Annotated in this window: 20 protein-coding genes and 1 pseudogene; 16 read left to right on the top strand and 5 right to left on the bottom strand. The window is 51.2% G+C overall.

Annotation, left to right across the window (positions count from 1 at the left end; all coding sequences use genetic code 11):
• Positions 1 to 176: 176 nt before the first annotated feature.
• From AC534G_RS18740 to AC534G_RS18725, 4 genes are all read left to right on the top strand, one after another.
• Positions 177 to 1,310 (top strand): porin, encoded by a 1,134-nt coding sequence (locus AC534G_RS18740; RefSeq protein ID WP_110498616.1) that lies wholly within the window; start codon positions 177 to 179, stop codon positions 1,308 to 1,310.
• Positions 1,311 to 1,555: 245 nt separating this feature from the next.
• Positions 1,556 to 2,386 (top strand): MetQ/NlpA family ABC transporter substrate-binding protein, encoded by an 831-nt coding sequence (locus tag AC534G_RS18735; protein WP_038638419.1) that lies wholly within the window; start codon positions 1,556 to 1,558, stop codon positions 2,384 to 2,386.
• Positions 2,387 to 2,449: 63 nt separating this feature from the next.
• The gene (gene sfbB, locus AC534G_RS18730) at positions 2,450 to 3,466 is read left to right on the top strand and encodes a virulence-associated ABC transporter ATP-binding protein SfbB (RefSeq protein WP_038638422.1); all 1,017 of its coding nucleotides are present in this window, start codon (positions 2,450 to 2,452) and stop codon (positions 3,464 to 3,466) included.
• The gene (locus tag AC534G_RS18725) at positions 3,459 to 4,118 is read left to right on the top strand and encodes a methionine ABC transporter permease (protein ID WP_003831085.1); all 660 of its coding nucleotides are present in this window, start codon (positions 3,459 to 3,461) and stop codon (positions 4,116 to 4,118) included. The genes sfbB and AC534G_RS18725 overlap by 8 nt, the downstream gene beginning before the upstream one ends.
• Here the strand turns inward: AC534G_RS18725 and mnmH are convergent, their stop codons facing one another.
• Both mnmH and allS read right to left on the bottom strand, forming a co-directional pair.
• Entirely contained in the window at positions 4,119 to 5,213 is a 1,095-nt protein-coding gene (mnmH, locus tag AC534G_RS18720) for a tRNA 2-selenouridine(34) synthase MnmH (RefSeq protein WP_110498615.1), read from the bottom strand.
• 69 nt (positions 5,214 to 5,282) lie between these two features.
• Positions 5,283 to 6,209: an HTH-type transcriptional activator AllS gene (gene allS, locus AC534G_RS18715; protein WP_038638428.1), complete on the bottom strand. Its 927-nt coding sequence runs from the start codon at positions 6,207 to 6,209 to the stop codon at positions 5,283 to 5,285.
• 227 nt (positions 6,210 to 6,436) lie between these two features.
• Here allS and allA point away from each other — a divergent pair, with 227 nt between their 5' ends.
• From allA to glxK, 10 genes are all read left to right on the top strand, one after another.
• A complete protein-coding gene (gene allA / locus AC534G_RS18710; protein ID WP_038638430.1) occupies positions 6,437 to 6,919 on the top strand; it encodes an ureidoglycolate lyase in 483 nt (160 codons plus the stop codon).
• Positions 6,920 to 6,994: 75 nt separating this feature from the next.
• A complete protein-coding gene (allR, locus tag AC534G_RS18705) occupies positions 6,995 to 7,816 on the top strand; it encodes an HTH-type transcriptional repressor AllR (protein WP_038638433.1) in 822 nt (273 codons plus the stop codon).
• A gap of 84 nt (positions 7,817 to 7,900) precedes the next feature.
• Entirely contained in the window at positions 7,901 to 9,682 is a 1,782-nt protein-coding gene (gcl, locus tag AC534G_RS18700) for a glyoxylate carboligase (protein ID WP_199981051.1), read from the top strand.
• Positions 9,683 to 9,694: 12 nt separating this feature from the next.
• Positions 9,695 to 10,471 (top strand): hydroxypyruvate isomerase, encoded by a 777-nt coding sequence (hyi, locus tag AC534G_RS18695; protein WP_087857075.1) that lies wholly within the window; start codon positions 9,695 to 9,697, stop codon positions 10,469 to 10,471.
• 100 nt (positions 10,472 to 10,571) lie between these two features.
• Positions 10,572 to 11,450, top strand: coding sequence for a 2-hydroxy-3-oxopropionate reductase (gene glxR / locus AC534G_RS18690; RefSeq protein WP_087857076.1), 879 nt, complete (start codon positions 10,572 to 10,574; stop codon positions 11,448 to 11,450).
• 67 nt (positions 11,451 to 11,517) lie between these two features.
• Complete coding sequence (locus AC534G_RS18685) at positions 11,518 to 12,768, top strand: MFS transporter (RefSeq protein WP_038638443.1); 1,251 nt, start codon at positions 11,518 to 11,520, stop codon at positions 12,766 to 12,768.
• A gap of 98 nt (positions 12,769 to 12,866) precedes the next feature.
• Entirely contained in the window at positions 12,867 to 14,327 is a 1,461-nt protein-coding gene (locus tag AC534G_RS18680) for an allantoin transporter (RefSeq protein WP_085047603.1), read from the top strand.
• A 71-nt stretch (positions 14,328 to 14,398) separates the two neighbouring features.
• Positions 14,399 to 15,760 (top strand): allantoinase AllB, encoded by a 1,362-nt coding sequence (gene allB / locus AC534G_RS18675; protein WP_110498613.1) that lies wholly within the window; start codon positions 14,399 to 14,401, stop codon positions 15,758 to 15,760.
• Positions 15,761 to 15,818: 58 nt separating this feature from the next.
• A complete protein-coding gene (locus AC534G_RS18670; RefSeq protein WP_110498612.1) occupies positions 15,819 to 17,117 on the top strand; it encodes a uracil/xanthine transporter in 1,299 nt (432 codons plus the stop codon).
• A gap of 20 nt (positions 17,118 to 17,137) precedes the next feature.
• Entirely contained in the window at positions 17,138 to 18,286 is a 1,149-nt protein-coding gene (gene glxK, locus AC534G_RS18665; RefSeq protein ID WP_110498611.1) for a glycerate 3-kinase, read from the top strand.
• Positions 18,287 to 18,365: 79 nt separating this feature from the next.
• On the opposite strand, the gene allE is transcribed toward glxK, so the two are convergent.
• Genes allE through allD form a run of 3 tightly spaced genes read right to left on the bottom strand, consistent with a single transcriptional unit; the run spans position 18,366 to position 21,468 of the window.
• Positions 18,366 to 19,151 carry a (S)-ureidoglycine aminohydrolase gene (allE, locus tag AC534G_RS18660; protein WP_087857081.1) on the bottom strand — a complete coding sequence of 262 codons (786 nt, stop codon included), beginning with the start codon at positions 19,149 to 19,151 and terminating at the stop codon, positions 18,366 to 18,368.
• Between the two features lie 10 nt (positions 19,152 to 19,161).
• Positions 19,162 to 20,397 carry an allantoate deiminase gene (gene allC, locus AC534G_RS18655; protein ID WP_061381596.1) on the bottom strand — a complete coding sequence of 412 codons (1,236 nt, stop codon included), beginning with the start codon at positions 20,395 to 20,397 and terminating at the stop codon, positions 19,162 to 19,164.
• A 21-nt stretch (positions 20,398 to 20,418) separates the two neighbouring features.
• A complete protein-coding gene (allD, locus tag AC534G_RS18650; RefSeq protein ID WP_069323995.1) occupies positions 20,419 to 21,468 on the bottom strand; it encodes an ureidoglycolate dehydrogenase in 1,050 nt (349 codons plus the stop codon).
• A 316-nt stretch (positions 21,469 to 21,784) separates the two neighbouring features.
• Between allD and AC534G_RS18645 the strand changes: the two are divergent.
• Positions 21,785 to 23,451, top strand: a pseudogene (locus AC534G_RS18645) (acyl-CoA synthetase FdrA).
• Between the two features lie 9 nt (positions 23,452 to 23,460).
• Positions 23,461 to 24,720: a YlbE family protein gene (locus tag AC534G_RS18640; protein ID WP_110498609.1), complete on the top strand. Its 1,260-nt coding sequence runs from the start codon at positions 23,461 to 23,463 to the stop codon at positions 24,718 to 24,720.
• The last annotated feature ends 7 nt before the right edge of the window (positions 24,721 to 24,727 follow it).

Genomic DNA, 24,727 nt, shown 5'->3' with positions numbered 1-24,727 from the left:
GATGATTACGCACCGGTTTTTTAAATCGGTGCGTTTTTTTATCTATGTAGCACAAATTGATAACCCATTGATATTTAACAGCACAGAACAATAAAAACCCAACAACACGAGTGTATTAATAAACGTTAATATTTGTATGCTTAATAATTGGCAGGCTATCTATCAAGGTACAAATAATGACTATAAAAAAAACGGCGCTGGCGGTATCGATCGGCGCAGCAGTGGCATTAACGACTTTCGCTTCCCAGGCGGAAATCACGATCCTGAAACAAGATCCGCAGGCGGGCGATCCGCTGAGCCGTCTTAACTTCACCGTCGGCGGGAGTATTCGTCCGCAGTTCCAGAATATGGCCGGTGACGATGGTAAGAATGGCTACAAACGTAATGGCTTCGACGGCGGGACGCGTTTCCGCTTCGCCGCAGACTACTATCTGTTTGATGATATCAGTTGGGTGAGCTACTACGAGCTGGGCGTTAACTTCCCGGCCATGTTCAACTGGGATAATCACTACGCTGACGGCGCCAACGATACCACGCGTCGTATGCTGTACACCGGTCTGAAGAGCGCGACCTGGGGTACGCTGACCTTCGGCCAACAGAACAGTATTTACTATGATGTGGTCGGGGCGAAAACGGATATCTGGGATTACGATATGATCGGTCAGGCGCCAGGTAACGGTATCAATGGCGACTATGACGGTTCCTATCGTACACGTAAATCATTGAAGTATAAGAGAACGGTGGGGGATGTTGATCTCTACGCATCTTATCTGTTCAGCGATGATTACAACCCGAACAACGGCCTGCGCTACAAGCGTAAAGGCGGCGGCTCGTTGGGTGTGGATTACCACATCACCGATGACCTGACCTGGGGTACGGCGTGGAACTACACCCGTGCGGAAATGCGTGGCGACACCAGCAAAACCTACGATCAAAACATCGTCGGTACCGCACTGAGCTGGAAACCGGACAACTGGACCTTCTCAATGGGCGGCGGCTGGTATCAAAACTTCATGACCACCAAAAAAGTTTCGGTTAACGACTACTTTGCCGGTGATGCCTGGGGTCTGGAATACTTCGCGGGTTATACCTTCCCGATTGGTCAGTATGCGCTGAAATCTGTTCAGCCGTACTTTATGGGCGATCGTATCGAATACGTGAATGGTCGTAACTATCTGCGTACCGACAACGGTGTGGGTATCAGCTTCCAGTTGGATTACGGTTTCCGTGTGGATTACGAACACGTCTTTACCTCCAGCACCGACAACCTGGGCGATATGAACCTGGTGCGTCTGCGTTACGACTTCTAAGTCAATTTTCCTTCCAAAGCCGGGTAGCCAGGGCGTTATCCGGTTTTTTACTCTCCGTTGCCGAAAAACGCATAAGCACCTTCCTTGCACATTCAACGACATACTTCGCAACATCATGAAATAATTTCAAGGACAGCGGGTTGTGATCTGTGTCATGTTAGAAATCTGCCTGTTATCAGGCCAACGAGAACAACGCCGCATGAACGGCGTGAGACATGACACCACAACGTTAAAATGGAGAAAATATGGGATTGCGTCAGAGTTTACGCGTCGCGACCGGGGCGCTGTTACTGGCCTGCGGCTTACAATTTGCTCATGCGAACAGTGACCCGCATACCATCGTGTTTGGCGTCGCGCCTGGACCGTACGGCGATATGGTGAAACAGGCTATTGCCCCTACGCTGAAAGAGAAAGGCTATAAGGTGGTGGTGCGCGAATTCAGCGACTACGTGCAGCCGAATATGGCGCTCTCCAACGGCAGCATTGATGCCAACCTGTTCCAGCACTCGCTCTATTTTGACAAATTCACCGCCGATAAAGGGCTGAAGCTGAGCAAGCTGATTGTGGTCCCAACGGCCGGGATGGGGTTTTACTCGCACAAAATCAAAAGTCTGGATGAGTTGAAAAAAGGGGATGTGATCACGCTGTCCAACGATCCGACCAACCTGGCTCGCGGTCTGCGTTTCCTGCAATCCATTGGCCTTATCACCATCAAAGACAATATCGATCCCACGAAAGCCTCCGAGCGTGATATCGCCAGCAACCCGAAAGGGCTGGTGTTTAAACCCTTGGAAGCGGCGCAACTGCCGCGCACTTTGGACGGTGTGACCGGCGCGCTGGTCAACGGTAACTTTGCCGTGGCGGCAAAACTGGATCTTTCCAGCGCCATCAAGCAAGAGCATCTGGATGAAAACCTGAAAAATATCATTGCGGTACGCAGTGAAGATGCGGATAAACCGTTCGCGAAAGATATTGTTGAAGCGGTGAAGTCTCCGGCGTATCGCGCGGTGATCGACGATCCGCAAAACATCTACAGCGCTTTCCAGAAACCGGAATGGATGTCGGCAGCCCAATAATCGCTGCATGCAAGGGTTAACAGGGGCAGCGGCGACTGCCCTTTTCGCATTTCTGAGGTGGATATGATTGAGATAGAAAAGGTTTGCGTGGATTTTACCGCAGGCCGTGGACCCTCAACCCGGGCGGTTGATGACGTCAGCTTGCATATTGGCGCGGGCGAGATATTTGGTATTGTCGGGACCAGCGGCGCGGGGAAAAGTACGCTACTGCGCACCTTGAACGCCTTAACGCGTCCGAGCAAGGGAAGTGTGAAGGTGAACGGCGTAGAAGTTTCTGCGCTGGAAGGCGCTCAGTTACGTAAAGCGCGTCAGCGCATTGGCATGATTTTTCAGCACTTTAATCTGATGCATACCCGCACCGTGGCGCAAAACGTCGCCTTTAGTCTGAAAGCTGCCGGGTGGGAACGCAGCAAGATTGCTCCACGCGTCACGGAGATTCTGGCGCTGGTCGGACTGTCTGATAAGGCGAACCGTTTTCCGGTTCAGCTCAGCGGTGGTCAGAAGCAGCGCGTAGGTATTGCCCGTGCGATTGCTAATCATCCGGATGTGTTGCTGTGCGATGAACCCACTTCCGCGTTAGATCTCGAAACCTCGGCCACGATTCTGGCGCTGCTTAAGCAGATCAACCAACAGTTGGGGATCACGATCGTGCTGATCACTCACGAGATGAACGTGATCAAATCGATTTGCGATCGCGTGGCGGTGATGTCAGGCGGCAAGGTGGTGGAGTCCGGGGAGGTGTTTGACGTTTTTGCTCACCCACAGCACGCCTTCACCCAGCAACTGGTGTCGCATACCCTCAATCTGACGCTACCTGAGCGTCTGCGCCAGCATCTGCCCGGCCAGTTGCTGAAAATTCTTTTTATCGGCGATTCGGCGGAACAGCCTGTGCTGTCAGAAGTTGCGGTTAAATTTGGCGTGGCGGTGAACATTCTGCACGGCAAAATTGAATATATCGGAGAACGCGCGCTGGGGATTCTGGTGGTGCAACTCACCGCGCCGCATAACCCTTCTGCGGTGGATGTCGCCGTGGAACATATTCGTCAACGTACTGCTCAAGTGGAGGTGATTCGTGGATGATTTATTGCCTGATTTGACGCTGGCGTTTAATGAAACCTTCCAGATGCTGAGCATCTCAACGGTGCTGGCGATTATTGGCGGTTTGCCGCTCGGTTTTCTAATTTTCGTCACCGATCGGCATTTATTCTGGCAGAACCGTTTTGTGTATCTGCTCAGCTCCGTGCTGGTAAATATTATCCGCTCGGTACCGTTTGTGATCCTGCTGGTGCTGCTGCTACCGCTCACCCAGTTTTTGCTCGGCAATACCATCGGACCGATTGCCGCCTCCGTGCCGCTTTCCGTGGCGGCGATTGCTTTTTATGCCCGGCTGGTGGATAGCGCGCTACGCGAAGTGGATAAAGGCATTATTGAGGCGGCGGAAGCGTTCGGCGCCAGCCCAATGCGCATCATCTGCACCGTGTTGTTGCCGGAGGCCAGCGCGGGACTGTTGCGTGGACTGACGATCACGTTGGTGAGCCTGATCGGTTACTCCGCGATGGCCGGGATTGTCGGCGGCGGCGGGGTAGGTGACCTGGCGATTCGCTTTGGTTATTACCGCTATGAAACCCAGGTCATGATCGTCACCGTTGTCGCGTTGATTATTCTGGTGCAGGTCGTGCAGGTGCTGGGCGACTGGCTGGCGAAACGCGCGGATAAGCGCGACAGGCATTAATTACTGTGCGTTAAGCCATCCGGCCACGTCCTGCCATGTGCCGCGAAAGACGATTTTCGCGGCTTTCTTTTCCAGTTGATAGCGATACATCGGGTCGTAATACTCGTTGAGCAACGGCACCAGCCAGCCCATGTGGGCGTCGGTACTGCCCGTCGACTGCTGTTCGCGCAGAGCCACGTCAAGTAAGGCTGTCAGCTCGGCAAAGCGCTGTAACCCCAGACGACGGCGAATAGCGAACAGGCCGTGGTGCAGATACTCACTGTATTCCTGCCAGCCCAGGATCTCACCATAAGCGTGGGTAAAATCGTGGTGCATGCGCACGAAATACTCCTCGCGCAGGCGCTCCAGACGCAGCTCAAAAGGATCGTCCACCACCGCAATGGACGCCTCGGTCATGCGCTCGCGCAGGCATTCGGGCAGATGGTTAGCGCCGATCATCCGGCCTTCATCTTCCAGCACCCACTGGCGCAAATTCTGTCGGCTGTCCGTTTTGAGCATTTCGACCGCCAGCAGGTTTTCAAAACTCGCCTGGCTTAGCTGCGGCTCTACGGTACGTCCAAACGAGGAACCGCGATGGTGCGCCAGTCCTTCGAGATCCACACCGTTCGGCTGCTGTTGAACCAGTTGCGTTTTACCGTTCCCGGTACAGCCGCCAATTAAGACGATCGGTTTTTGCACCAATTCTTCCGTTATCCGTATGACCGCCTGGCGCAGAGCCTTATAACCGCCCTGTATCAGCGGGTAGTCAATGCCGGACTCGTGCAGCCACTGCTGCACAATATGCGAACGCTGACCGCCGCGCGCGCAGCATAAATATCCTTTTGGATACTGGCGACAAGCACTCTGCCAGGCGTACATGCGCTGTTGGCGGGTTTCACCCGAGACCAGTTGATGGCCCAATTCCAGGGCAGCCTCAGGCCCCTGACGTTTATAACAGGTACCGACGGCGGCGCGTTCGTCATCGTTCATTAAGGGGAGATTGACTGCGCCCGGCATCGCGCCTTGTTGAAATTCGACGGGGGCGCGTACATCGATAATAGGCGTACCGGCGAGCAGAATCGCGCGATAGTCCTGTGCTGTTTGTGTGTCTTGCATAGTAAAAAACGAAACCTCAAATCATCTTGCGTATCATTTTACGCGCCAAAGAGCAGGATGACTTGATTTTCAATCGCGTGCATTGTTGAAAATTGCTAAAAATCCGGCGATTTCTGGTTTTCGCTGCGTAAATAACGTCACAATATCTTCCACAGCCTTACCTGCGCCAAACTTATGCCAGGCGAGACTTAAGGGTGAAGGGGGGCGCATAGTAGGAATAATGCTACTGACCAGTTGCCCGTTATCAAGCAATGGCTGGCACAGCGGTTGCGGAACAAAGCCGATACCCACCCCAGCAAGATGCGCCGCAATTTTGGTTTCCATGTCCGGGACAATAATCTCTTTTTGGCCGGGAAGCCGCCACGCGACCCGTTTGGTCAGGGTGCGCGCACTGTCTTCAATGTTGATCGCCGGAAAACGGCGCAACTGCGCTTCCGTTAATGGACCACTGACGTCTGCCAATGGATGATTCGCCGACATAACAAACCGCCACTGAACAGACCCCAAAGGATCGAGGGTAAAGGTGTTGGCCATTGGTTCAGTACCCGTGACGCCGATAGCCAGAGAGAATCCTTCATACAGCAGTGAATCCCAGACGCCCATATAGATTTGCCGGGAAAAGTGAAACTGAGTAAAGGGATAGCGGGCGTTAAGCCAGGATAACAGGCGAGCGACGGCTTGCGGGCTATACAGCAGGTTGTTGACCACGATATTCACCTGACGCTCTACGCCGTCGTTCACTTGCTGTAATTCGCTGGGCATGCTGTCCAGCCAGGCGAGCCAGTCCTTTGCTTGAGAAAGAAGATGCGAGCCCGCGGCGGTTAACGTAACGCTGCGGGTGGTGCGAAAGAACAGAGCAACCCCGGTATTTTCTTCCAGAAGCTTAATGCGATAGCTGATGGTGGCCGTGGTTTTACACAAGCGATCCGCCGCCCTGGAGAAACTCCCTGTTTCGGCTACGCCAATAAAAGTACGCAGTGTTTCTGGATCAAACATCGTCAGCTACTCCCTGAATGCTCTTCCGCAAGCCTGATTTCTTGTTCTCTGATTTATAAGTATTTTTACATAATGGCCTTGTTTAAATTGTGGTCTAAATCGAATTTTGGAAAAATATTCCAACTTTTGTGTTGATGTTAAATCCCGAAGGTTTTAGATTGCATGATATTGAAGCCGCTAACTGTTCTGGCTGCGGTTCAGAGGAATTCAGTTACAAGGAAAAGATGATGAAACTTGAGGTATTACCGTTAAATCAGCACACGTTCAGCGCCTATGGCGATGTCATCGAAACCCATAAACGTGATTTTTTTCATATCAATGATGGGTTGGTTGAACGTTATCACGATCTGGCTAATGTGGAGATCCTTGAGCAGGACCGAACGCTCATCAGCATTAACCGCGCGCAACCGGCAGCGATGCCTATTATTGTGCATGAACTGGAGCGCCACCCGCTGGGTACCCAGGCATTTATGCCCATGAAGGGCGAAGCGTTTGTGGTGATTGTCGCGCTTGGTGAGGACAAACCCGATCTTTCTACCTTAAAAGCCTTTATCACCAATGGTCAACAGGGGGTGAATTACCACCGAAACGTCTGGCATCACCCGCTGTTTGCCTGGCAAACCGTGACCGATTTCCTGACGGTCGATCGTGGTGGTAGCGATAATTGCGATGTTGAACGTATCCCGGCACATGAACTCTGTTTTGCGTGACGCTATTGGCCTTCTTGCTTAATATGAGCATATTGTTCATTGTTTATGCTCATATTTTGGGCCGGAGTAAATGTAGTGGAGACGGAAGTAAGACGGCGCGGCAGGCCTGGACAGACGGAGCCAGTTGCGCAGAAAGGCGCTCAGGCGCTCGAAAGAGGTATTGCGATTTTGCAGTATCTCGAAAGAAGTGGGGGGAGTTCGTCAGTCAGCGATATTTCCGGCAGTCTGGATTTACCGCTCTCCACGACTTTTCGCCTGCTAAAGGTTTTACAGGGTGCTGATTTTGTCTATCAGGACAGTCAGTTAGGATGGTGGCATATCGGTTTAGGCGTCTTCAATGTGGGCTCCGCGTATATTCATAATCGCGACGTCTTGTCGGTAGCCGGACCATTTATGCACCGATTAATGCTGCTGTCAGGCGAAACGGTGAATGTCGCGATTCGTAATGGCACTGAAGCGGTGCTGATTGGCCAGAAGGAGTGCAAATCGATGGTCAGGATGTGTGCACCTTTGGGCAGCCGTATGCCGTTGCATGCTTCCGGTGCGGGGAAAGCACTGCTTTATCCGCTGATGGAAGAAGAGTTAATGGACATTGTCGTGAAAACGGGTTTGCAGCAGTTTACGCCGAACACGTTGGTGGATTTTCCTACTCTGCTGCGTAATCTGGAACAGGCGCGCGAGAATGGCTATATCGTTGATCACGAAGAACATGTTGTTGGATTGAATTGCATCGCTTCGGCTATCTATGACGATGCAGGCAGTGTAGTGGCTGCCATCTCTATTTCGGGGCCCGCATCCAGACTGACGGAAGATCGTTTTATTAGTCAGGGGGAGCTGGTACGGGATACAGCACGAGATATCAGTACGGCGCTTGGGTTAAAAGCACCCGTAGCTTAAGTCGCAACCCGCTCAGAGGAGCGGGACTTTTTTGGATTTTTTTAAAGTTGGAAAAATTTTCCAATAAATAGAGGTAGAAAGAAAATGGCAAAAATGAGAGCCGTTAACGCGGCAATGTATGTGCTGGAAAAAGAAGGTATCACCACCGCATTTGGCGTGCCTGGAGCGGCAATCAACCCGTTCTATTCCGCAATGCGCAATCACGGCGGCATTCGTCACATTCTGGCTCGCCACGTTGAAGGCGCCTCCCATATGGCGGAAGGTTATACGCGTGCCGCTGCAGGCAACATTGGCGTCTGCCTTGGCACTTCTGGCCCGGCTGGAACTGACATGATCACTGCACTGTATTCCGCCTCTGCCGACTCTATTCCTATTTTATGTATCACCGGCCAGGCGCCTCGTGCCCGCCTGCATAAGGAAGATTTTCAGGCTGTCGATATTGAATCTATCGCCAAACCGGTCAGCAAAATGGCGGTAACGGTACGTGAAGCGGCACTGCTGCCACGGGTTTTACAGCAGGCATTCCACGTCATGCGCTCAGGTCGCCCTGGCCCGGTGCTGATCGATTTGCCTTTTGATCTCCAGGTTGAAGAAATCGAATTCGATCCCGACATGTATGAGCCGTTGCCGGTGTACAAACCTGCCGCCAGCCGCAAGCAAATTGAGAGAGCGCTGGAAATGCTGAGCCAGGCGGAACGTCCGGTTATCGTAGCGGGGGGCGGGGTGATTAATGCTGATGCTTCCGCACTGCTGCAACGTTTTGCGGAGCTGACCCATGTACCGGTTATCCCCACGTTGATGGGCTGGGGATGTATCCCTGACGATCATGAGTTAATGGCTGGCATGGTCGGGCTACAAACCGCGCACCGCTACGGAAATGCCACGCTGCTTGCTTCTGATATGGTGTTCGGTATTGGTAACCGTTTTGCTAACCGTCACACCGGCTCGGTCTCGAAGTACACCGAAGGGCGCAAAATCATTCATATCGACATTGAACCGACGCAAATTGGCCGTGTTCTGTGCCCGGATTTGGGCATTGTTTCTGATGCCAAAGCCGCGCTGACCTTGTTGATTGACGTCGCTCAGGAAATGCAGAAAGCCGGACGTTTACCTTGCCGGAATAGCTGGGTTGATGAATGCCAACAGCGTAAGCGGACGTTACTGCGTAAAACCCACTTCGACAATGTCCCGGTGAAACCGCAGCGTGTCTATGAAGAGATGAATAAAGCCTTTGGTCGCGACGTTTGCTACGTCACCACCATCGGATTATCACAAATTGCCGCTGCGCAAATGCTGCATGTGTTCAAAGAGCGTCACTGGATCAACTGCGGCCAGGCAGGCCCTCTCGGCTGGACGTTGCCTGCGGCATTAGGGGTTTGTGTTGCCGATCCAACACGCAATGTCGTCGGGATTTCGGGGGATTTTGACTTCCAGTTCCTGATTGAAGAACTGGCGGTAGGCGCGCAATTCAATATTCCTTACATCCATGTGCTGGTCAACAACGCCTATCTGGGCCTGATTCGTCAATCGCAGCGTGCTTTTGATATGGATTACTGCGTCCAACTGGCGTTTGAAAATATCAACTCCAGCGAAGTAAACGGCTATGGCGTCGATCACGTCAAAGTGGCAGAGGGATTAGGTTGTAAGGCTATTCGCGTCTTCAAACCTGAAGATCTCGCTCCGGCGTTTGAGCAAGCCAAAGTCCTGATGGCGCAGTATCGCGTTCCGGTTGTTGTCGAAGTGATCCTTGAGCGAGTGACCAATATCTCGATGGGTAGCGAGCTGGATAACGTGACCGAGTTTGAAGAGGTTGCAGACGGTGCAGTTGATGCGCCAACCGAAACCTGTTTTATGAAATATGAATAGAGGAGGTGACAGATGTTACGGTTCTCAGCCAATCTTTCCATGCTGTTTCTGGAATACAGTTTCCTTGAGCGTTTCGACAAAGCGGCGCAAGCGGGGTTTCGTGGCGTAGAGTTTATGTTTCCCTACGATTACGACATTGACGTCTTAAAGGAAAAACTGCAGACCAACAAGCTGGAGCATACGTTGCATAATCTCCCCGCCGGAGATTGGGCGGCGGGTGAACGTGGTATCGCCTGTATTCCGGGGCGCGAAGAAGAGTTTCGTGATGGTGTGGCCGCGGCTATTCGCTATGCGAAGGGACTAGGTAATAAAAAAATCAATTGCCTGGTAGGTAAAACACCAGCGGGTTTTTCAGCTGAACAGATCCAGCAAACGCTGGTGGAAAATCTGCGCTATGCGGCCAACATGTTAGCGAAAGAAGATATTTTATTGCTGATTGAGCCGATCAACCATTTTGATATTCCTGGTTTCTTTCTCACCGGTACGCATCAGGCGTTAGCGTTAATTGATAGCGTCGGATGCAATAATATCAAAATTCAGTATGACATTTATCATATGCAGCGCATGGAAGGGGAATTAACCCAGACCATGACCACGTGGGCAAATAAAATAGGTCATTTGCAAATTGCTGATAACCCTCGTCGCGGAGAGCCAGGGACCGGGGAAATCAATTATGACTTTATTTTTAAGTTTATTGACAAATCAGGTTATGACGGGTGGGTAGGCTGCGAATATAAGCCGCTGACGACCACCGAAGCGGGATTATCGTGGATTAATCAGTATCGATAATTTGTAAGTAATTTCAGGCAACACTATTTTTTCCACTCTGTTGGAAGGGAATCGTTTTGCCTGAATTCAGGAATACCGACAGATATAAAAGAGGTTGCAAATGAAACTGGGATTTATTGGCCTGGGTATTATGGGATCGCCAATGGCGATTAATCTGGCGCGTGCCGGACATCAATTACATGTCACGACCATTGGTCCGGTGGCTGAAGAGTTGCTGTCACTGGGGGCGGTTAATGTTGAAACTGCGCGTCAGGTGACTGATTTCGCAGACATTATATTCATTATGGTGCCGGATACGCCGCAGGTTGAAGAAGTGCTTTTTGGTGAACACGGGTGCGCTAAAACCGCATTGCAGGGAAAAACCATTGTCGATATGAGTTCTATTTCTCCTATCGAAACCAAGCGTTTTGCTCAGCAGGTTAATGAACTTGGCGGGGATTACCTGGATGCGCCTGTGTCCGGTGGGGAAATTGGCGCTCGCGAAGGGACGCTGTCCATTATGGTTGGCGGTGAAGCTGATGTATTTGAACGGGTGAAACCGCTCTTTGATATTCTGGGAAAAAATATCACTCTGGTGGGCGGGAATGGTGATGGCCAAACCTGTAAAGTGGCTAACCAAATTATCGTGGCCTTAAATATTGAAGCCGTTTCTGAAGCGTTGGTATTTGCCTCTAAAGCGGGCGCGGATCCGGTTCGCGTGCGTCAGGCATTAATGGGCGGGTTTGCCTCATCTCGTATTCTGGAAGTACATGGTGAGCGCATGATTAAGCGCACTTTTGATCCCGGATTCAAAATTGCACTGCATCAAAAAGATCTCAACCTTGCATTACAAAGTGCTAAGGCGCTCTCATTGAATTTGCCTAATACGGCAACCTGTCAGGAGTTATTTAATACCTGTGCCGCGAATGGTGGAAGCCAGTTGGATCACTCGGCAATGGTTCAGGCCCTGGAATTAATGGCTAATCATAAATTGTCATGATCGTTGGTATCGCTGCAATCCTGCAGCGATACATTTTAATCAGACACACTTTGGAAAGGTGCATGTCATGAGTGAAAAAAATACATCCGGTATTGAATACTGGAAGAAGATCGTCGTCGTAATGAGTCTGGGTTGGGTTGCAATATGGATTTATCGCACCGTATTAACCCCTATTTATCCTGAGATTCAGGCTTCCCTGGGCAATGTCAGCAATGCTGAAATTGGCGCCATCGCCAGTTTCTATTTTTTCGCCTATTGCAGTATGCAAATTCCCTGCGGAATTTTGGTCGATAAGCTTGGCCAGAAAATTATGCTGATGTGTGGGTTTACGCTCTTTATTATTGGTACGCTCAGTATTGCAAAAGCCACGGGACTGGTGATGATCTATGCCGGTTCGCTGATGGCAGGAGCGGGCTGCGCCTCTTTCTTTAGTTCCGCGTATTCCCTCTCTTCGGCAAATGTCCCGCAGGCTCGCCGTGCACTGGCAAACGCCATCATTAATAGCGGCTCTGCGATTGGGATGGGGATCGGTTTAATCGGCTCCAGCGTGTTGGTTAAAAGCATGAGCATGGCCTGGCAAAACGTGTTGTTCCTGGTTGCGGCTGTGTTAGTGGTGATGTTGTGCGTATTTACTTTGGTTATCCGCGGTAAGGCAAAAAGCGAAACGGCGGTGTCAGAGCAAAAAACGCAGACGGCAACGATGACAGAAGAGAAAAGTCCGCCGCTGTTTTCGGGTTTGTTATGCAGCGTCTACTTCCTCTATTTCTGTACCTGTTATGGCTATTACCTGATTGTGACCTGGCTTCCGTCCTATCTGCAGACTGAAAGGGGATTTGATGGTGGCGCGATTGGGGTTGCCTCGGCTTTGGTCGCCGTGGTGGGGGTTCCCGGTGCGTTGTTCTTCAGCCATCTGTCCGATAAATTCCGTAACAGCAAAGTCAAAGTCATTCTTGGGCTGGAAATTATGGCCGCCGCAATGCTGGTGTTTACGGTGTTATCGCCGAATACCACGATGTTGATGGTCAGCCTGACCCTGTATGGTTTACTGGGAAAAATGGCGGTGGATCCCATCCTGATCTCCTTCGTGTCTGAACAGGCGTCGGCGAAAACGTTGGGCAGAGCATTTAGCCTGTTTAACTTCTTTGGTATGAGTTCAGCCGTTATTGCGCCAACGTTAACCGGATTTATTTCCGATTTGACTGGCTCAAAAGAGATAAGCTTTGTCATCTCGGCTTGTCTGGTTGTTACCGGAACGCTTATTTTTGCCGGCGTGACGTTATATAAAAAGAAAGCAACACCAGTTACTGCTTCAGCATAAAAATATAATTAAAACTATTTGCATTACTTAATATATTGTTTTTGTTCCACATAGCTAAACCCATTACAACGTTATCCGATACGTGACAAGAGGGATTTATGGAACAGCAAAGAGATCTATACCAACAACGTGGTTATAGTGACGACTTATTACCGAAAACGGCAGCACAACGAAACTGGAAAACATTTAACTATTTTACTTTATGGATGGGGTCAGTACATAACGTACCTAATTATGTTATGGTTGGCGGGTTCTTCATTCTCGGGCTGTCCACATTCAGTATTATGTTGGCTATTATTATTAGTGCATTGTTTATTGCATTAGTCATGGTTATGAACGGCGCCGCCGGAAGTAAATACGGTGTACCTTTTGCAATGATTCTGCGTGGCTCGTATGGCGTACGTGGCGCGCTTTTCCCCGGATTATTAAGAGGCGGGATTGCGGCAATTATGTGGTTCGGGCTGCAATGTTATGCCGGATCGCTGGCTTTTCTTATTCTGATTGGCAAGATATGGCCTGGGTTTTTAACGCTGGGCGGTGATTTTACACTACTGGGGTTGTCTCTGCCGGGGTTAATCACATTTCTTATCTTTTGGCTGATTAACGTTGGTATCGGTTTTGGCGGTGGTAAAGTATTAAATAAATTTACTGCGATCCTGAACCCTTGCATTTATATCGTTTTTGGCGGAATGGCTATCTGGGCGATATCCCTGGTAGGGATTGGCCCCATTCTTGACTACATTCCGGGCGGTGTGCAAAAAGCGGGAAACAGCGGATTCCTGTTCCTGGTAGTGATTAACGCCGTGGTTGCGGTATGGGCCGCTCCGGCGGTGAGCGCATCGGACTTTACGCAAAATGCCCACTCATTTCGTGAACAGGCGTTAGGCCAGACGCTGGGTCTTATTGTCGCGTACGTGTTATTTGCGATTGCCAGCGTGTGTATTATTGCCGGTGCCAGTATTCATTATGGAATGGATACCTGGAATGTGCTGGATATCGTACAGCGTTGGGACAGTCTGTTTGCCTCATTCTTCGCAGTTTTGGTTATTCTGATGACCACAATCTCAACAAACGCTACGGGTAATATTATCCCGGCTGGTTATCAGATTGCCGCAATTGCGCCAACAAAACTAACATATAAAAAAGGTGTATTGATTGCCAGTATTATTAGCTTACTGATTTGTCCATGGAAGCTTATGGAAAATCAGAGCAGCATTTATCTGTTTCTGGACATCATCGGCGGTATGCTCGGTCCTGTTATTGGTGTTATGTTGGCGCACTATTTTGTCGTTATGCGTGGCAAGATTAATCTTGATGAATTATATACCGCCAGTGGTAATTACCAATATTATGATAATGGATTTAACCTGACGGCATTCTCCGTAACGTTAGTGGCGGTAATTCTTTCACTGGGTGGAAAGTTTATTCCATTGCTTGAGCCGTTATCGCGAGTGTCGTGGTTTGTTGGGGTTATTGTCGCATTTGTGGCATATGCCTTACTGAAAAAAAGAACGGTTGGACAACCTGCCGCAGTAGAAAAAGCAACAGGTCAGTTGTAATGAAATCAGTAAACGTAGGTGTAAGCGTGCGTTATTTATAAAACTATCTGTATCCATACAAGGAGTTCGTTATGTCTTTTGATTTAATTATTAAGAACGGTACTGTTATTTTAGAAAATGAAGCTCGTATTGTTGATATTGCCGTCCAGGCAGGAAAAATCGCCGCCATTGGCGAGAATCTTGGGGAGGCACAGCAGGTAATGGATGCGACAGGTCTGGTGGTTTCACCGGGCATGGTCGATGCGCATACCCATATCTCTGAGCCGGGGCGTACACATTGGGAAGGCTATGAGACCGGAACGCGTGCCGCGGCAAAAGGCGGTATCACCACAATGATCGAAATGCCTCTCAACCAACTGCCCGCGACGGTGGATCGCGAAACCATCGAACTTAAATTTGATGCGGCAAAAGGCAAATTGACCATTGATGCCGCGCAGCTTGGCGGTCTGGTTTCTTACAACCTTGATCGTTTGCACGAGCTGGATGAGGTCGGTGTCGTCGGTTTCAAATGCTTCGTTGCCACCTGTGGCGATCGCGGAATCGACAATGACTTCCGTGACGTTAACGACTGGCAGTTCTACAAAGGCGCGCAGAAGTTAGCAGAAATGGACCAGACGGTGCTGGTGCATTGCGAAAATGCGCTCATTTGCGACGAGCTTGGCGAGGAAGCTAAACGCGAAGGCCGTGTGACGGCACATGATTATGTGGCTTCACGTCCGGTTTTCACCGAAGTGGAAGCTATTCGCCGTGTGCTGTATCTGGCGAAAGTCGCCGGTTGCCGCCTGCACGTTTGCCATATCAGCAGCCCGGAAGGCGTGGAAGAAGTGACCCGTGCCCGCCAGGAAGGCCAGGATGTGACCTGCGAATCCTGCCCGCATTATTTTGTGCTGGATACCGATCAGTTTGAAGAGATTGGCACGCTGGCAAAATGTTCTCCGCCGATCCGCGATCGACAGAATCAACAAGGCATGTGGGAAAAACTGTTCAATGGTGAGATTGACTGCCTGGTTTCCGACCACTCGCCATGCCCACCAGAAATGAAGGCTGGCAATATCATGCAGGCGTGGGGCGGCATTGCCGGACTGCAGAGCTGCATGGACGTCATGTTTGATGAGGCCGTGCAAAAACGCGGTATGTCGCTGCCGCTATTCGCTAAATTGATGGCAACCAACGCCGCAGATATTTTTGGCCTGAAACAGAAAGGACGTATTGCCCCGGGTAAAGATGCTGACTTCGTCTTTATTCAACCGGACAGCAAATACGTTCTGAAAAACGAAGACCTGGAATACCGTCACAAAGTCAGCCCGTATGTTGGCCGGACGATTGGCGCGCGCATTACGAAAACTATTCTTCGCGGGGATGTTATCTATGACATCGAGCAGGGATTCCCGGTAGCGCCAAAAGGTCAATTTATCCTTAAACATCAACAATAATGTGATGCGAATTAATGCCCGTCATGCTGGCGGGCATTCTCTATTTTAAGGTATGAATATGCTTCCTGTTATTAACCGCGAAAGTTTGCTATCTGGCTTTCAGTGGTTTTTCTTTATTTTTTGCAATACGGTCGTGGTCCCCCCAACGCTGGTTTCTGCTTTTCATCTCCCCGCGAGCAATCTGTTAATGCTCACGCAATACGCTTTTTTCACGACATCGCTGGCCTGCCTTGCGCAGGTTATTTGTGGCCATCGTCGCGCCATTATGGAAGGGCCTACCGGTTTATGGTGGGGCACCATTCTGACAATTACCCTGGCTGAGGCGTCACGCGGGACACCGCTCAATGATATCGCCACCAGTCTGAGCGTCGGGATTGTCATTTCCGCTGTGCTGACGATGATTATCGGCTTTAGCGGCTTAGGACACCGGTTGGCCCGGCTATTTACCCCAACGGTGATGGTCTTTTTTATGCTGCTGTTGGGCGCTCAGCTCACCACTATCTTTTTTAAGGGCATGTTGGGATTGCCTTTTGGCATTGCTGACACCAGCGTCAAAATTCAACTGGCGCCTTTTAGCCTGGCGGTTGGCGTGATGTGCTTCATCCTTGCGATGATCATTTTTTTACCGCAGCGGATCTCCCGTTATGCCCTGCTGGTGGGGGCGGTAGTGGGATGGGGACTCTGGCGATTGTGCTTTCCATCAACGTCTTTGCCGTCTGGTGAATTAAGCTGGCAGTGGTTCCCGTTAGGCAGTCATGGCAGGCTGTTACCCGGTATTATCCTGACGGCGGTTATCACCGGTCTGGTGAATATCAGTAATACCTATGGCGCGGTGCGCGGCACGGACGTCTTTTATGCGCATCAAGGCTCCAGCAGCTCGCGTTATCGTCGTAGCTTTATCATTTCCGGTTTTATTACACTGGTGACAGTGCCTTTTGCCGTGATTCCATTTTCGCCTTTTGTCTCCTCTATCGGGCTGTTAACACAAACTGGCGACAGTTCGCGAAAATCATTTATTTGCGGCAGCGTATTATTTTTATTGGTGGCGATAGTGACGCCGCTAACCCGCTTATTCTGCGCCATTCCACTGGCGATCAGCAGTGCCGTTATGCTGGTCTCTTATCTGCCGTTGCTCTATTCCGGTCTGGTTTTCAGCCAGCAAATCACCTTTACCGCACGAAATATTTATCGGCTGGCACTCCCGCTGTTTGTGGGCATTTTTTTGATGGGGCTGCCACCGGTTTATTTACAAGATCTTCCACTGACTATTCGGCCATTACTGAGTAATGGCTTATTGGTGGGGATTTTACTGGCAGTGCTTATGGAAAACCTCATTCCATGGGAACGCATTAAATAACAGGATGAAAAGGATTAATGATGAAAATTGTAATTGCGCCAGATTCGTTTAAAGAGAGCTTAAGCGCCGAACAATGCTGCCAGGCAATTAAAGCTGGATTTTCAAGCATATTCCCGGATGCAGAATATATTTGTTTGCCAATTGCGGATGGCGGGGAGGGGACCGTGGATGCCATGGTGGCGGCGACTGGTGGAAAAGTGGTCTCGCTGGAGGTCTGTGGGCCGATGGGGGAAAAGGTCATGGGATTTTATGGCCTGACCGGTGATGGAAAGACCGCCATTATTGAAATGGCTGCGGCGAGTGGACTGATGCTCGTCGAACCGCAGGCGCGTAATCCGCTGCTGGCGTCAAGTTACGGTACTGGCGAACTGATTCGGCATGCGCTGGATGCCGGTATTCGTCATATTATCCTCGGTATCGGCGGGAGTGCGACAGTTGATGGCGGCATGGGGATGGCTCAGGCGCTGGGCGTGCGGTTTCTTGACACGCAAGGGGCATCATTGAGGGCGGGAGGCGGTAGCTTGTCTCGCCTCGCGAGCATTGACCTGCAACAGTGCGATCCGCGGCTTACAGCATGTCGGATCGAAGTCGCTTGTGATGTGGACAACCCATTGGTTGGCCCGCGCGGCGCGGCAAGGGTATTTGGTCCGCAGAAGGGGGCGACGCCGGAAATGGTTGAGAAACTGGAGGAAGGGTTACTCAACTACGCGCATGTGCTGCAAGCGTTGACCGGTGAAGAGGTCTCTCAGGTTGCGGGCGGTGGGGCGGCGGGCGGAATGGGCATCGCCGCGGCTATCTTTCTGCAGGCCATCATGAAACCAGGGATTGAGATTGTGCTGCAGGCTGTGCAACTGGAGCAGTCCATCAAAGATGCATCGCTGGTCATCACCGGCGAGGGACGTATTGATTCGCAAACGGTCGGGGGAAAAGCGCCAATCGGTGTTGCTTCTGTTGCTATGCAGCATCGTGTTCCGGTTATTGGTATCGCCGGGGTGCTGGGGGAAGGCGTGGAGGTGGTTCACGATCATGGTATTGATGCGGTATTCAGTATTTTGCCGCGACTCGCGCCATTGGCGGAAGTGCTGGCGAGCGGTGAAACCAACCTTTATTACTGCGCGCGTAATATTGCTTGCGCGATGAAGCTCGGTCAGGCGATGAATCTGCGTTAAGCATAAAAAAAGCCACGGTGTTAACCGTGGCAAAACCCAACATAGCTAAATAAAAAATTATCAGGCGGGCTGTTCGCCGTTAAATCTCTACATCCCGGTTGCAATCTTTGGAATAGATATAGCTGAATGCTTCGCCACGCCCCACGCCGTAACCCGCCTGCAGGGAGTATGCGCCCATAAAGATGTAGTCGCCTTTTTTCACCGGGATCCATTGGTTATCGAGGTTATAAACGCCCTGGCCTGAGAGAATATAAGCCCCATGTTCCTGTACGTGCGTTTCGATATAACCATGGCTGGCGCCGGGTTCGAATGACAGAATATGCATATTCATATCGAAGCCTAATTCTTTAGGCAGGAAATCCAGCAGGATTACGTCATCCATGCCTTCATAATGAATACGTTCTAACTGGTTGGCATTACCGGAGACCAGCCATGGCGAATGGCCGGCCACCGGCGTATAACGCCGTTTGTATAAAAACAGTTGGCTGTCTTCTGTCTGGGCATTATTAAAGGTGAGCAGTTCACCTGGCGGGCAATACAGATATCCGCCCTGAGACAAAGCAAATGTTTTACCTTCCGCTTTTGCCTCAACTTTGCCGGAAATAACATACACGAACGTTTCAATACCTTCGCCGCCAAAACCGCTGTGGTGGCCGCCGTTCTGGTGTAGGGTCACCAGATAGTCAACAAATGACGCGCCCAGTTTTGGCGTTGAGAGGATGGTGACGTCACAGTTTTCAAAACCCGGAATGATATTTTTAACCAGTCCGTCCGGGGTTAACAGGGCAAAGTTACCGTGTTTTACAATTGCGCGATTAGCCAGTAAATCATCGCGATAACCCGTGACGTTATTCAGATATCCCATGAATGGCTCCTTATTTCTGCCAGGCAAGTTGATGAAGCATTAATGCCAGAGTTTTGACCCCTTCGGCAAGGTCGTTAATGTTTGTGCGTTCAGCGGGGTTGTGGCTGATACCGTTAATGCTGGGAATGAAAATCATGCAGGTCGGTACACGAGGGGCAAAAATCTGCGCATCATGGCCCGCGCCACTGTGCATGACACGGTAGTTCAGTTGTTCCTTTTCACACAGTTCGGTAAGGGTGGAGACCAGTTTACTGTCCATCGGGACTGGCGTTTCATCCATCCACAAATCGATATCAATACCGATATCCATTTCATCACAGATGGCGCGCATGTCGTTTTCCAGTTGCTGAGTAAAATCACGCAGTACGTCGGCATCGGTATGACGGCAATCGATCGTGAAGGTCGTTTTTCCAGGCACCACGTTGACGGTGTTTGGCTGTGGCTCTACTTTACCAAAGGTCAGTACCAGAGGATCGCCATGCTTTTTGGCTTTCTCGATAGACTGGCTGCAGATGCGACTGAAAGCGTAAACGGTATCGCGACGGTAGCTCAGCGGCGTTGTACCTGCATGGTTGGATTCGCCGTTCAGCGTTACCGTATAGCGACGTTGGCCGACAATCGCGCTGACGACGCCTATCGACTGACCATTACTTTCAAGCACGCAACCTTGTTCGATGTGTAATTCAACGAAGGCTTTGATGTCATTACGAGCATGAAGCGGCTCTGCGGGGAGGGTAAAGCCGCAGGCGTTCATTGCGTCAACAAAACGGGTGCCTTTCGCGTCCTGGATGTTACGGACGTCATCAGGATTTGCCAGTCCAAAAATGTTTTTGCTGCCCCAGAATACATACGGGAAACGGCTGCCTTCCTCTTCCGCCATGGAAACGACTTCGACCGTTTTCAGCGGTGCGCCATAGGTGCTCTTGAGCCAGTCAACCGCGAGCCATGCCGCCAGTGCGCCAAACTGGCCGTCAAGATTGCCGCCGTTGACGACGGTATCAATATGCGAGCCGCTTAAAATGACCTGTTCCGGCGATTCGCTCCCGAGCAGACGACCGTATAAGTTGCCCACTTCATCAAAGCGCGTTTCCAGGCCACTGGCGTCCATACGCTTTTTGAATTGCTGTTGTGTTTCAAGCCATTCTGGCGAATACAGCAAGCGCGTCATCCCACCGGTAGGATCCGCGCCAAAGGAAGAGAGCCAGGGAAGGGTTTCTTCAATTGCGTGACGAAAATGGTTGATCATATGAAATTCCTGTTTCAATAATTATTGTGCAAAGGGATTCTTTGTTTCGTATGACTTGAGATAGAGGGCATCGGAAATCAGGTATTGATAAATATCGTCAACAATGTCGATACCATGGACCGCGGCATTGCGTTGATTAATATCTTGATCCTGTCCGGGGTAATAAACTTGTTTAAAGCCGGGGGCCGGAGTAATGTTATTTAACTCTTGCATGGTCTGGCTGAGGTGCTGGCGGAATAATTGGCTGGAGGAGAAAAAGTCGGGATTAATAACCAAATGCAGTTGGCCTAAATTCCGACCGGCATGTAAATCCTCATACATTGAACTGACCTGACGACCAAACGGTAATCCCAATAAAATGCCGGATAACACATCGATCATCATCATCAGGCCATAGCCTTTAGGCCCGGCCGCAGGTAGCAACGCATTGACAGCAAAGGGATCGGAAGTTGGCGCGCCGTTTTTATCGACTGCCCAGGTATTAGGAATCGGCTCGTTGCGGGAGCGGGCATCCAGAACTTTTCCCCATGCCTGCACCGTTGTCGCCATATCAAACGTCATGATGTCGTCGCCTTCTCCTGGCGCAGCGAAGGCTAACGGATTGGTACCGTAGTAAATATCTGCGCCGCCGAACGGTACCACCATCGGGTCGGACTGGCACACGGAGAGGCCGATCAGACCAGCGCGAGCGGCTTGCTGCACAAAGTAAGAAATGGCACCGCTGTGCCCCATTCGGCTAATGCCAACGACGGCGACACCATTTTTTTTAGCAATTTTAATGGCATGCTCCATACCCATCTTTGCTGCGACTTGCCCGGCGGCATTATCGGCATGCAAAATCGCTGTACAGGGACCGGTTTCTTCAAAACGAAATGTGGGTTCGCGGTTAGTGCCGCCTTTTGAAATGCGCTCAGCATAGTATTCAACGCGTACGGCGCCATGAGAGTGAATGCCTCTGGCATCGGCGTAAACCAATACCTCAGCAACCGTTGTGGCGTGCTCACGTTTTAGTCCGGCCTTGCAAAGCTTATTCTCGATAAGCTGGTGGAGTGTTTCCCGACTGATTTTCATCTGTCTTCCTTTTTAACGACGGTGTGAAGCATGACTGCCGTTAACATACCGGGAATAAAAATTGATTATGTGATCCAGACACACAAAAAAATATAGTTAGAATTTATTTGATAATCAGTATGGATTTGCCCTTTCTTTTTAAATAAATAATGCCGTTAGAAAATAATGTTTAATCTTCTGGTGGTTATTAAATTTATTTTGTTAATAATTCCAGTGTGATGCCAGTCACTCTATTTGTGATCCCAGATATATACCTTGAGCTACACATTAACACTACTCGTGCAATTGCCATGGGTGCAATTATTAAGGGGTTGTTATGATCCACGCCTTTATTAAAAAAGGGTGTTTTCAGGACTCTGTCAGTTTAATGATTATTTCACGCAAGCTGAGTGAGTCCGAAAATGTAGACGATGTATCGGTCATGATGGGAACGCCAGCGAATAAATCATTGCTGGAAACGACCGGGTTTTGGCATGACGATTTTAATAATGCGACGCCAAACGATATTTGCGTGGCGATTCGTACTGAAACGGCTGATGAAAGTATTACACAGGCCATTCTGCAACAACTGGATGAGTCGTTGCAGCAGCTGGCGCAGGCCACCGGCGGTAGCCAAACGCTCCTGCAGGTCAGACGCTGGGAAAGCGCGTGCCAGAAACTGCCTGAGGCGAATATGACGCTCATTTCCGTTGCTGGTGAATACGCGGCGGAACTGGCGAACCAGGCCTTGGATCGCAACCTGAACGTCATGATGTTCTCCGATAACGTTACCCTGGACGATGAAATCGCTCTGAAGCGCCGTGCGCAGGATAAAGGTCTACTGGTGATGGGACCTGACTGCGGAACTGCCATGATTGCGGGTACGCCGCTGGCTTTTGCCAACGTGATGCCGGAAGGCAATATCGGTGTGCTGGGCGCCTCCGGGACAGGGATTCAGGAGCTCTGTTCACAGATAGCGCTGGCCGGGGAAGGCATCACCCACGCCATCGGTCTGGGTGGGCGCGACCTGAGCGCCGAGGTGGGGGGGATTAGCGCGCTTACCGCGCTGGAGATGCTTGGCGCAGACGACAAAAGCCAGGTGTTGGCTTTTGTGTCGAAACCGCCGGCGGAGGCTGTTCGCCAGCATATCGTGAACGCGATGAAGGCCACCGGCAAACCCGTGGTAGCTCTGTTTTTAGGTTACACCTCCGCGGTCGCTCGCGATGAAAATGTCTGGTTTGCCGCGACGCTGGACGATGCGGCCCGTCTGGCCTGTTTACTGGCGAGAGTCGCGGCGCGACGCAGCTCGCTTTCAACCACAGGAGACGGTGTGATCCGAGGGTTATACACCGGAGGTACGCTGGCCGCCGAAGCCGCTGGGCTGCTGGCCTCCCATCTGAATGTCGCCGCGGATGCACAACATCATCATGGCATGATGCTGGATGCCGCCGGGCACCAGATTATCGATCTGGGGGATGATTTTTACACCGTCGGGCGGCCGCATCCGATGATTGACCCTGCCTTACGTAATCAACTGATTACGGATCTGGGGGGGCAGCCGCAGGTACGCGTGCTGCTAGTTGATGTCGTGATTGGTTACGGCGCGACGGCAGATCCGGCCGCATCGCTGGTTCAGGCCTGGCAGAAGGCGTGCGCTGCGCGAGACCACGAGCAACCGCTGTATGCGATTGCGACGGTGACAGGTACAGAACGCGATCCGCAGTGTCGCTCACTGCAGATTGCCACACTGGAAGATGCCGGCATTGCCGTAGTGAATTCACTGCCCGAGGCAACGCTGCTTGCCGCCGAACTGATTCGTCCATCTCAACCGTTATCTGACAAATCCGCACCTTCGCTACTGGAAAAGTGGCGGTCATCAATGCCGGGTTACGCAGTTTTGCACTGGATTTACAGGCTGCGGAAATGCCTGTGGTGCATTACCAGTGGGCGCCTGTCGCTGGCGGTAATAAGAAACTGGCTCGTTTATTAGAACGTTTGCAATAAGGGGTTCCAATGTTTACATCAGTGGCGCAAGCCAATGCTGCAGTAATCGAACAAATTCGTCGTGCGCGTCCACACTGGCTGGATGTGCAACCTGCCTCCTCATTAATCCGCGAGCTCAATGAAGGGAAAACGCTGCTGCATGCGGGACCGCCAATGCGTTGGCAAGAAATGACCGGTCCGATGAAAGGGGCCTGTATTGGTGCATGTCTGTTTGAAGGGTGGGCCAATGATGAGATGAGCGCGCTGGCTTTACTGGAGCAGGGCAAAGTCCGGTTCGTACCTTGCCACCATGTTAATGCTGTGGGGCCAATGGGGGGAATCACCTCTGCCAGCATGCCGATGCTGGTGGTGGAAAATATCACCGACGGTAACCGGGCTTACGGCAATCTCAACGAAGGGATTGGCAAAGTGATGCGCTTCGGCGCGTATGGTGAGGATGTCCAGCAGCGTCTACGTTGGATGCGCGATGTCCTGATGCCTGTTTTAAGCGCGGCGCTGGCCAATCTGGAACAGGGTATTGATCTGACCGCCATGATGGCGCAGGGCATTACGATGGGCGATGAGTTTCATCAGCGCAACATTGCCTCTTCAGCTCTGCTGATGCGAACCCTGGCGCCGCAAATTGCCCGTCTGGAACATGATAAGCAGCAGATTGCTGAGGTGATGGATTTCCTCAGCGTGACCGACCAGTTCTTCCTTAACCTGGCGATGGCTTACTGCAAAGCGGCAATGGATGCCGGGGCACTGGTGCGTTCCGGCAGTATTGTGACCGCAATGACCCGTAATGGCGACATGTTCGGGATCCGGGTGAGCGGACTTGGCGATCGCTGGTTTACCGCGCCGGTTAACACACCGCAGGGGCTGTTCTTTACCGGCTTCTCGCAGGAACAAGCTAACCCGGATATGGGCGATAGCGCCATCACCGAAACCTTTGGGATTGGCGGTGCCGCGATGATCGCGGCCCCTGGCGTAACGCGGTTTGTCGGCGCCGGAGGAATGGAGGCCGCGAAGTCCGTTTCCGAGGAGATGGCTGAAATCTATCTGGAACGCAATATGCAGTTGCAGATCCCTGGCTGGGATTTCCAGGGGGCTTGCCTTGGTCTTGATATCCGTCGCGTCGTGGAAACAGGTATTACGCCGCTGATCAACACGGGTATTGCCCATAAAGAAGCCGGTATTGGTCAGATCGGCGCGGGCACCGTTCGTGCGCCGCTGGCCTGCTTTGAGCTGGCTCTGGAAGCGCTGGCTGAAAGTATGGGCATTAGCTAAGAGAGCC

The sequence above is a fragment of the Citrobacter sp. CRE-46 genome, assembly GCF_059615875.1.
The sequence above is the reverse complement of the archived record's forward strand: the minus strand, read 5'-3'. Positions and strand labels throughout refer to the sequence as shown.

Coding starts and splice junctions, on each gene's coding strand:
- AC534G_RS18740 (WP_110498616.1), top strand. CDS start 177: ATGACTATAAAAAAAACGGCGCTGGCGGTATCGATCGGCGCAGCAGTG.
- AC534G_RS18735 (WP_038638419.1), top strand. CDS start 1,556: ATGGGATTGCGTCAGAGTTTACGCGTCGCGACCGGGGCGCTGTTACTG.
- sfbB (WP_038638422.1), top strand. CDS start 2,450: ATGATTGAGATAGAAAAGGTTTGCGTGGATTTTACCGCAGGCCGTGGA.
- mnmH (WP_110498615.1), bottom strand. CDS start 5,213: ATGCAAGACACACAAACAGCACAGGACTATCGCGCGATTCTGCTCGCC.
- allS (WP_038638428.1), bottom strand. CDS start 6,209: ATGTTTGATCCAGAAACACTGCGTACTTTTATTGGCGTAGCCGAAACA.
- allA (WP_038638430.1), top strand. CDS start 6,437: ATGAAACTTGAGGTATTACCGTTAAATCAGCACACGTTCAGCGCCTAT.
- gcl (WP_199981051.1), top strand. CDS start 7,901: ATGGCAAAAATGAGAGCCGTTAACGCGGCAATGTATGTGCTGGAAAAA.
- hyi (WP_087857075.1), top strand. CDS start 9,695: ATGTTACGGTTCTCAGCCAATCTTTCCATGCTGTTTCTGGAATACAGT.
- glxR (WP_087857076.1), top strand. CDS start 10,572: ATGAAACTGGGATTTATTGGCCTGGGTATTATGGGATCGCCAATGGCG.
- AC534G_RS18685 (WP_038638443.1), top strand. CDS start 11,518: ATGAGTGAAAAAAATACATCCGGTATTGAATACTGGAAGAAGATCGTC.
- AC534G_RS18680 (WP_085047603.1), top strand. CDS start 12,867: ATGGAACAGCAAAGAGATCTATACCAACAACGTGGTTATAGTGACGAC.
- allB (WP_110498613.1), top strand. CDS start 14,399: ATGTCTTTTGATTTAATTATTAAGAACGGTACTGTTATTTTAGAAAAT.
- AC534G_RS18670 (WP_110498612.1), top strand. CDS start 15,819: ATGCTTCCTGTTATTAACCGCGAAAGTTTGCTATCTGGCTTTCAGTGG.
- glxK (WP_110498611.1), top strand. CDS start 17,138: ATGAAAATTGTAATTGCGCCAGATTCGTTTAAAGAGAGCTTAAGCGCC.
- allE (WP_087857081.1), bottom strand. CDS start 19,151: ATGGGATATCTGAATAACGTCACGGGTTATCGCGATGATTTACTGGCT.
- allC (WP_061381596.1), bottom strand. CDS start 20,397: ATGATCAACCATTTTCGTCACGCAATTGAAGAAACCCTTCCCTGGCTC.
- allD (WP_069323995.1), bottom strand. CDS start 21,468: ATGAAAATCAGTCGGGAAACACTCCACCAGCTTATCGAGAATAAGCTT.
- AC534G_RS18640 (WP_110498609.1), top strand. CDS start 23,461: ATGTTTACATCAGTGGCGCAAGCCAATGCTGCAGTAATCGAACAAATT.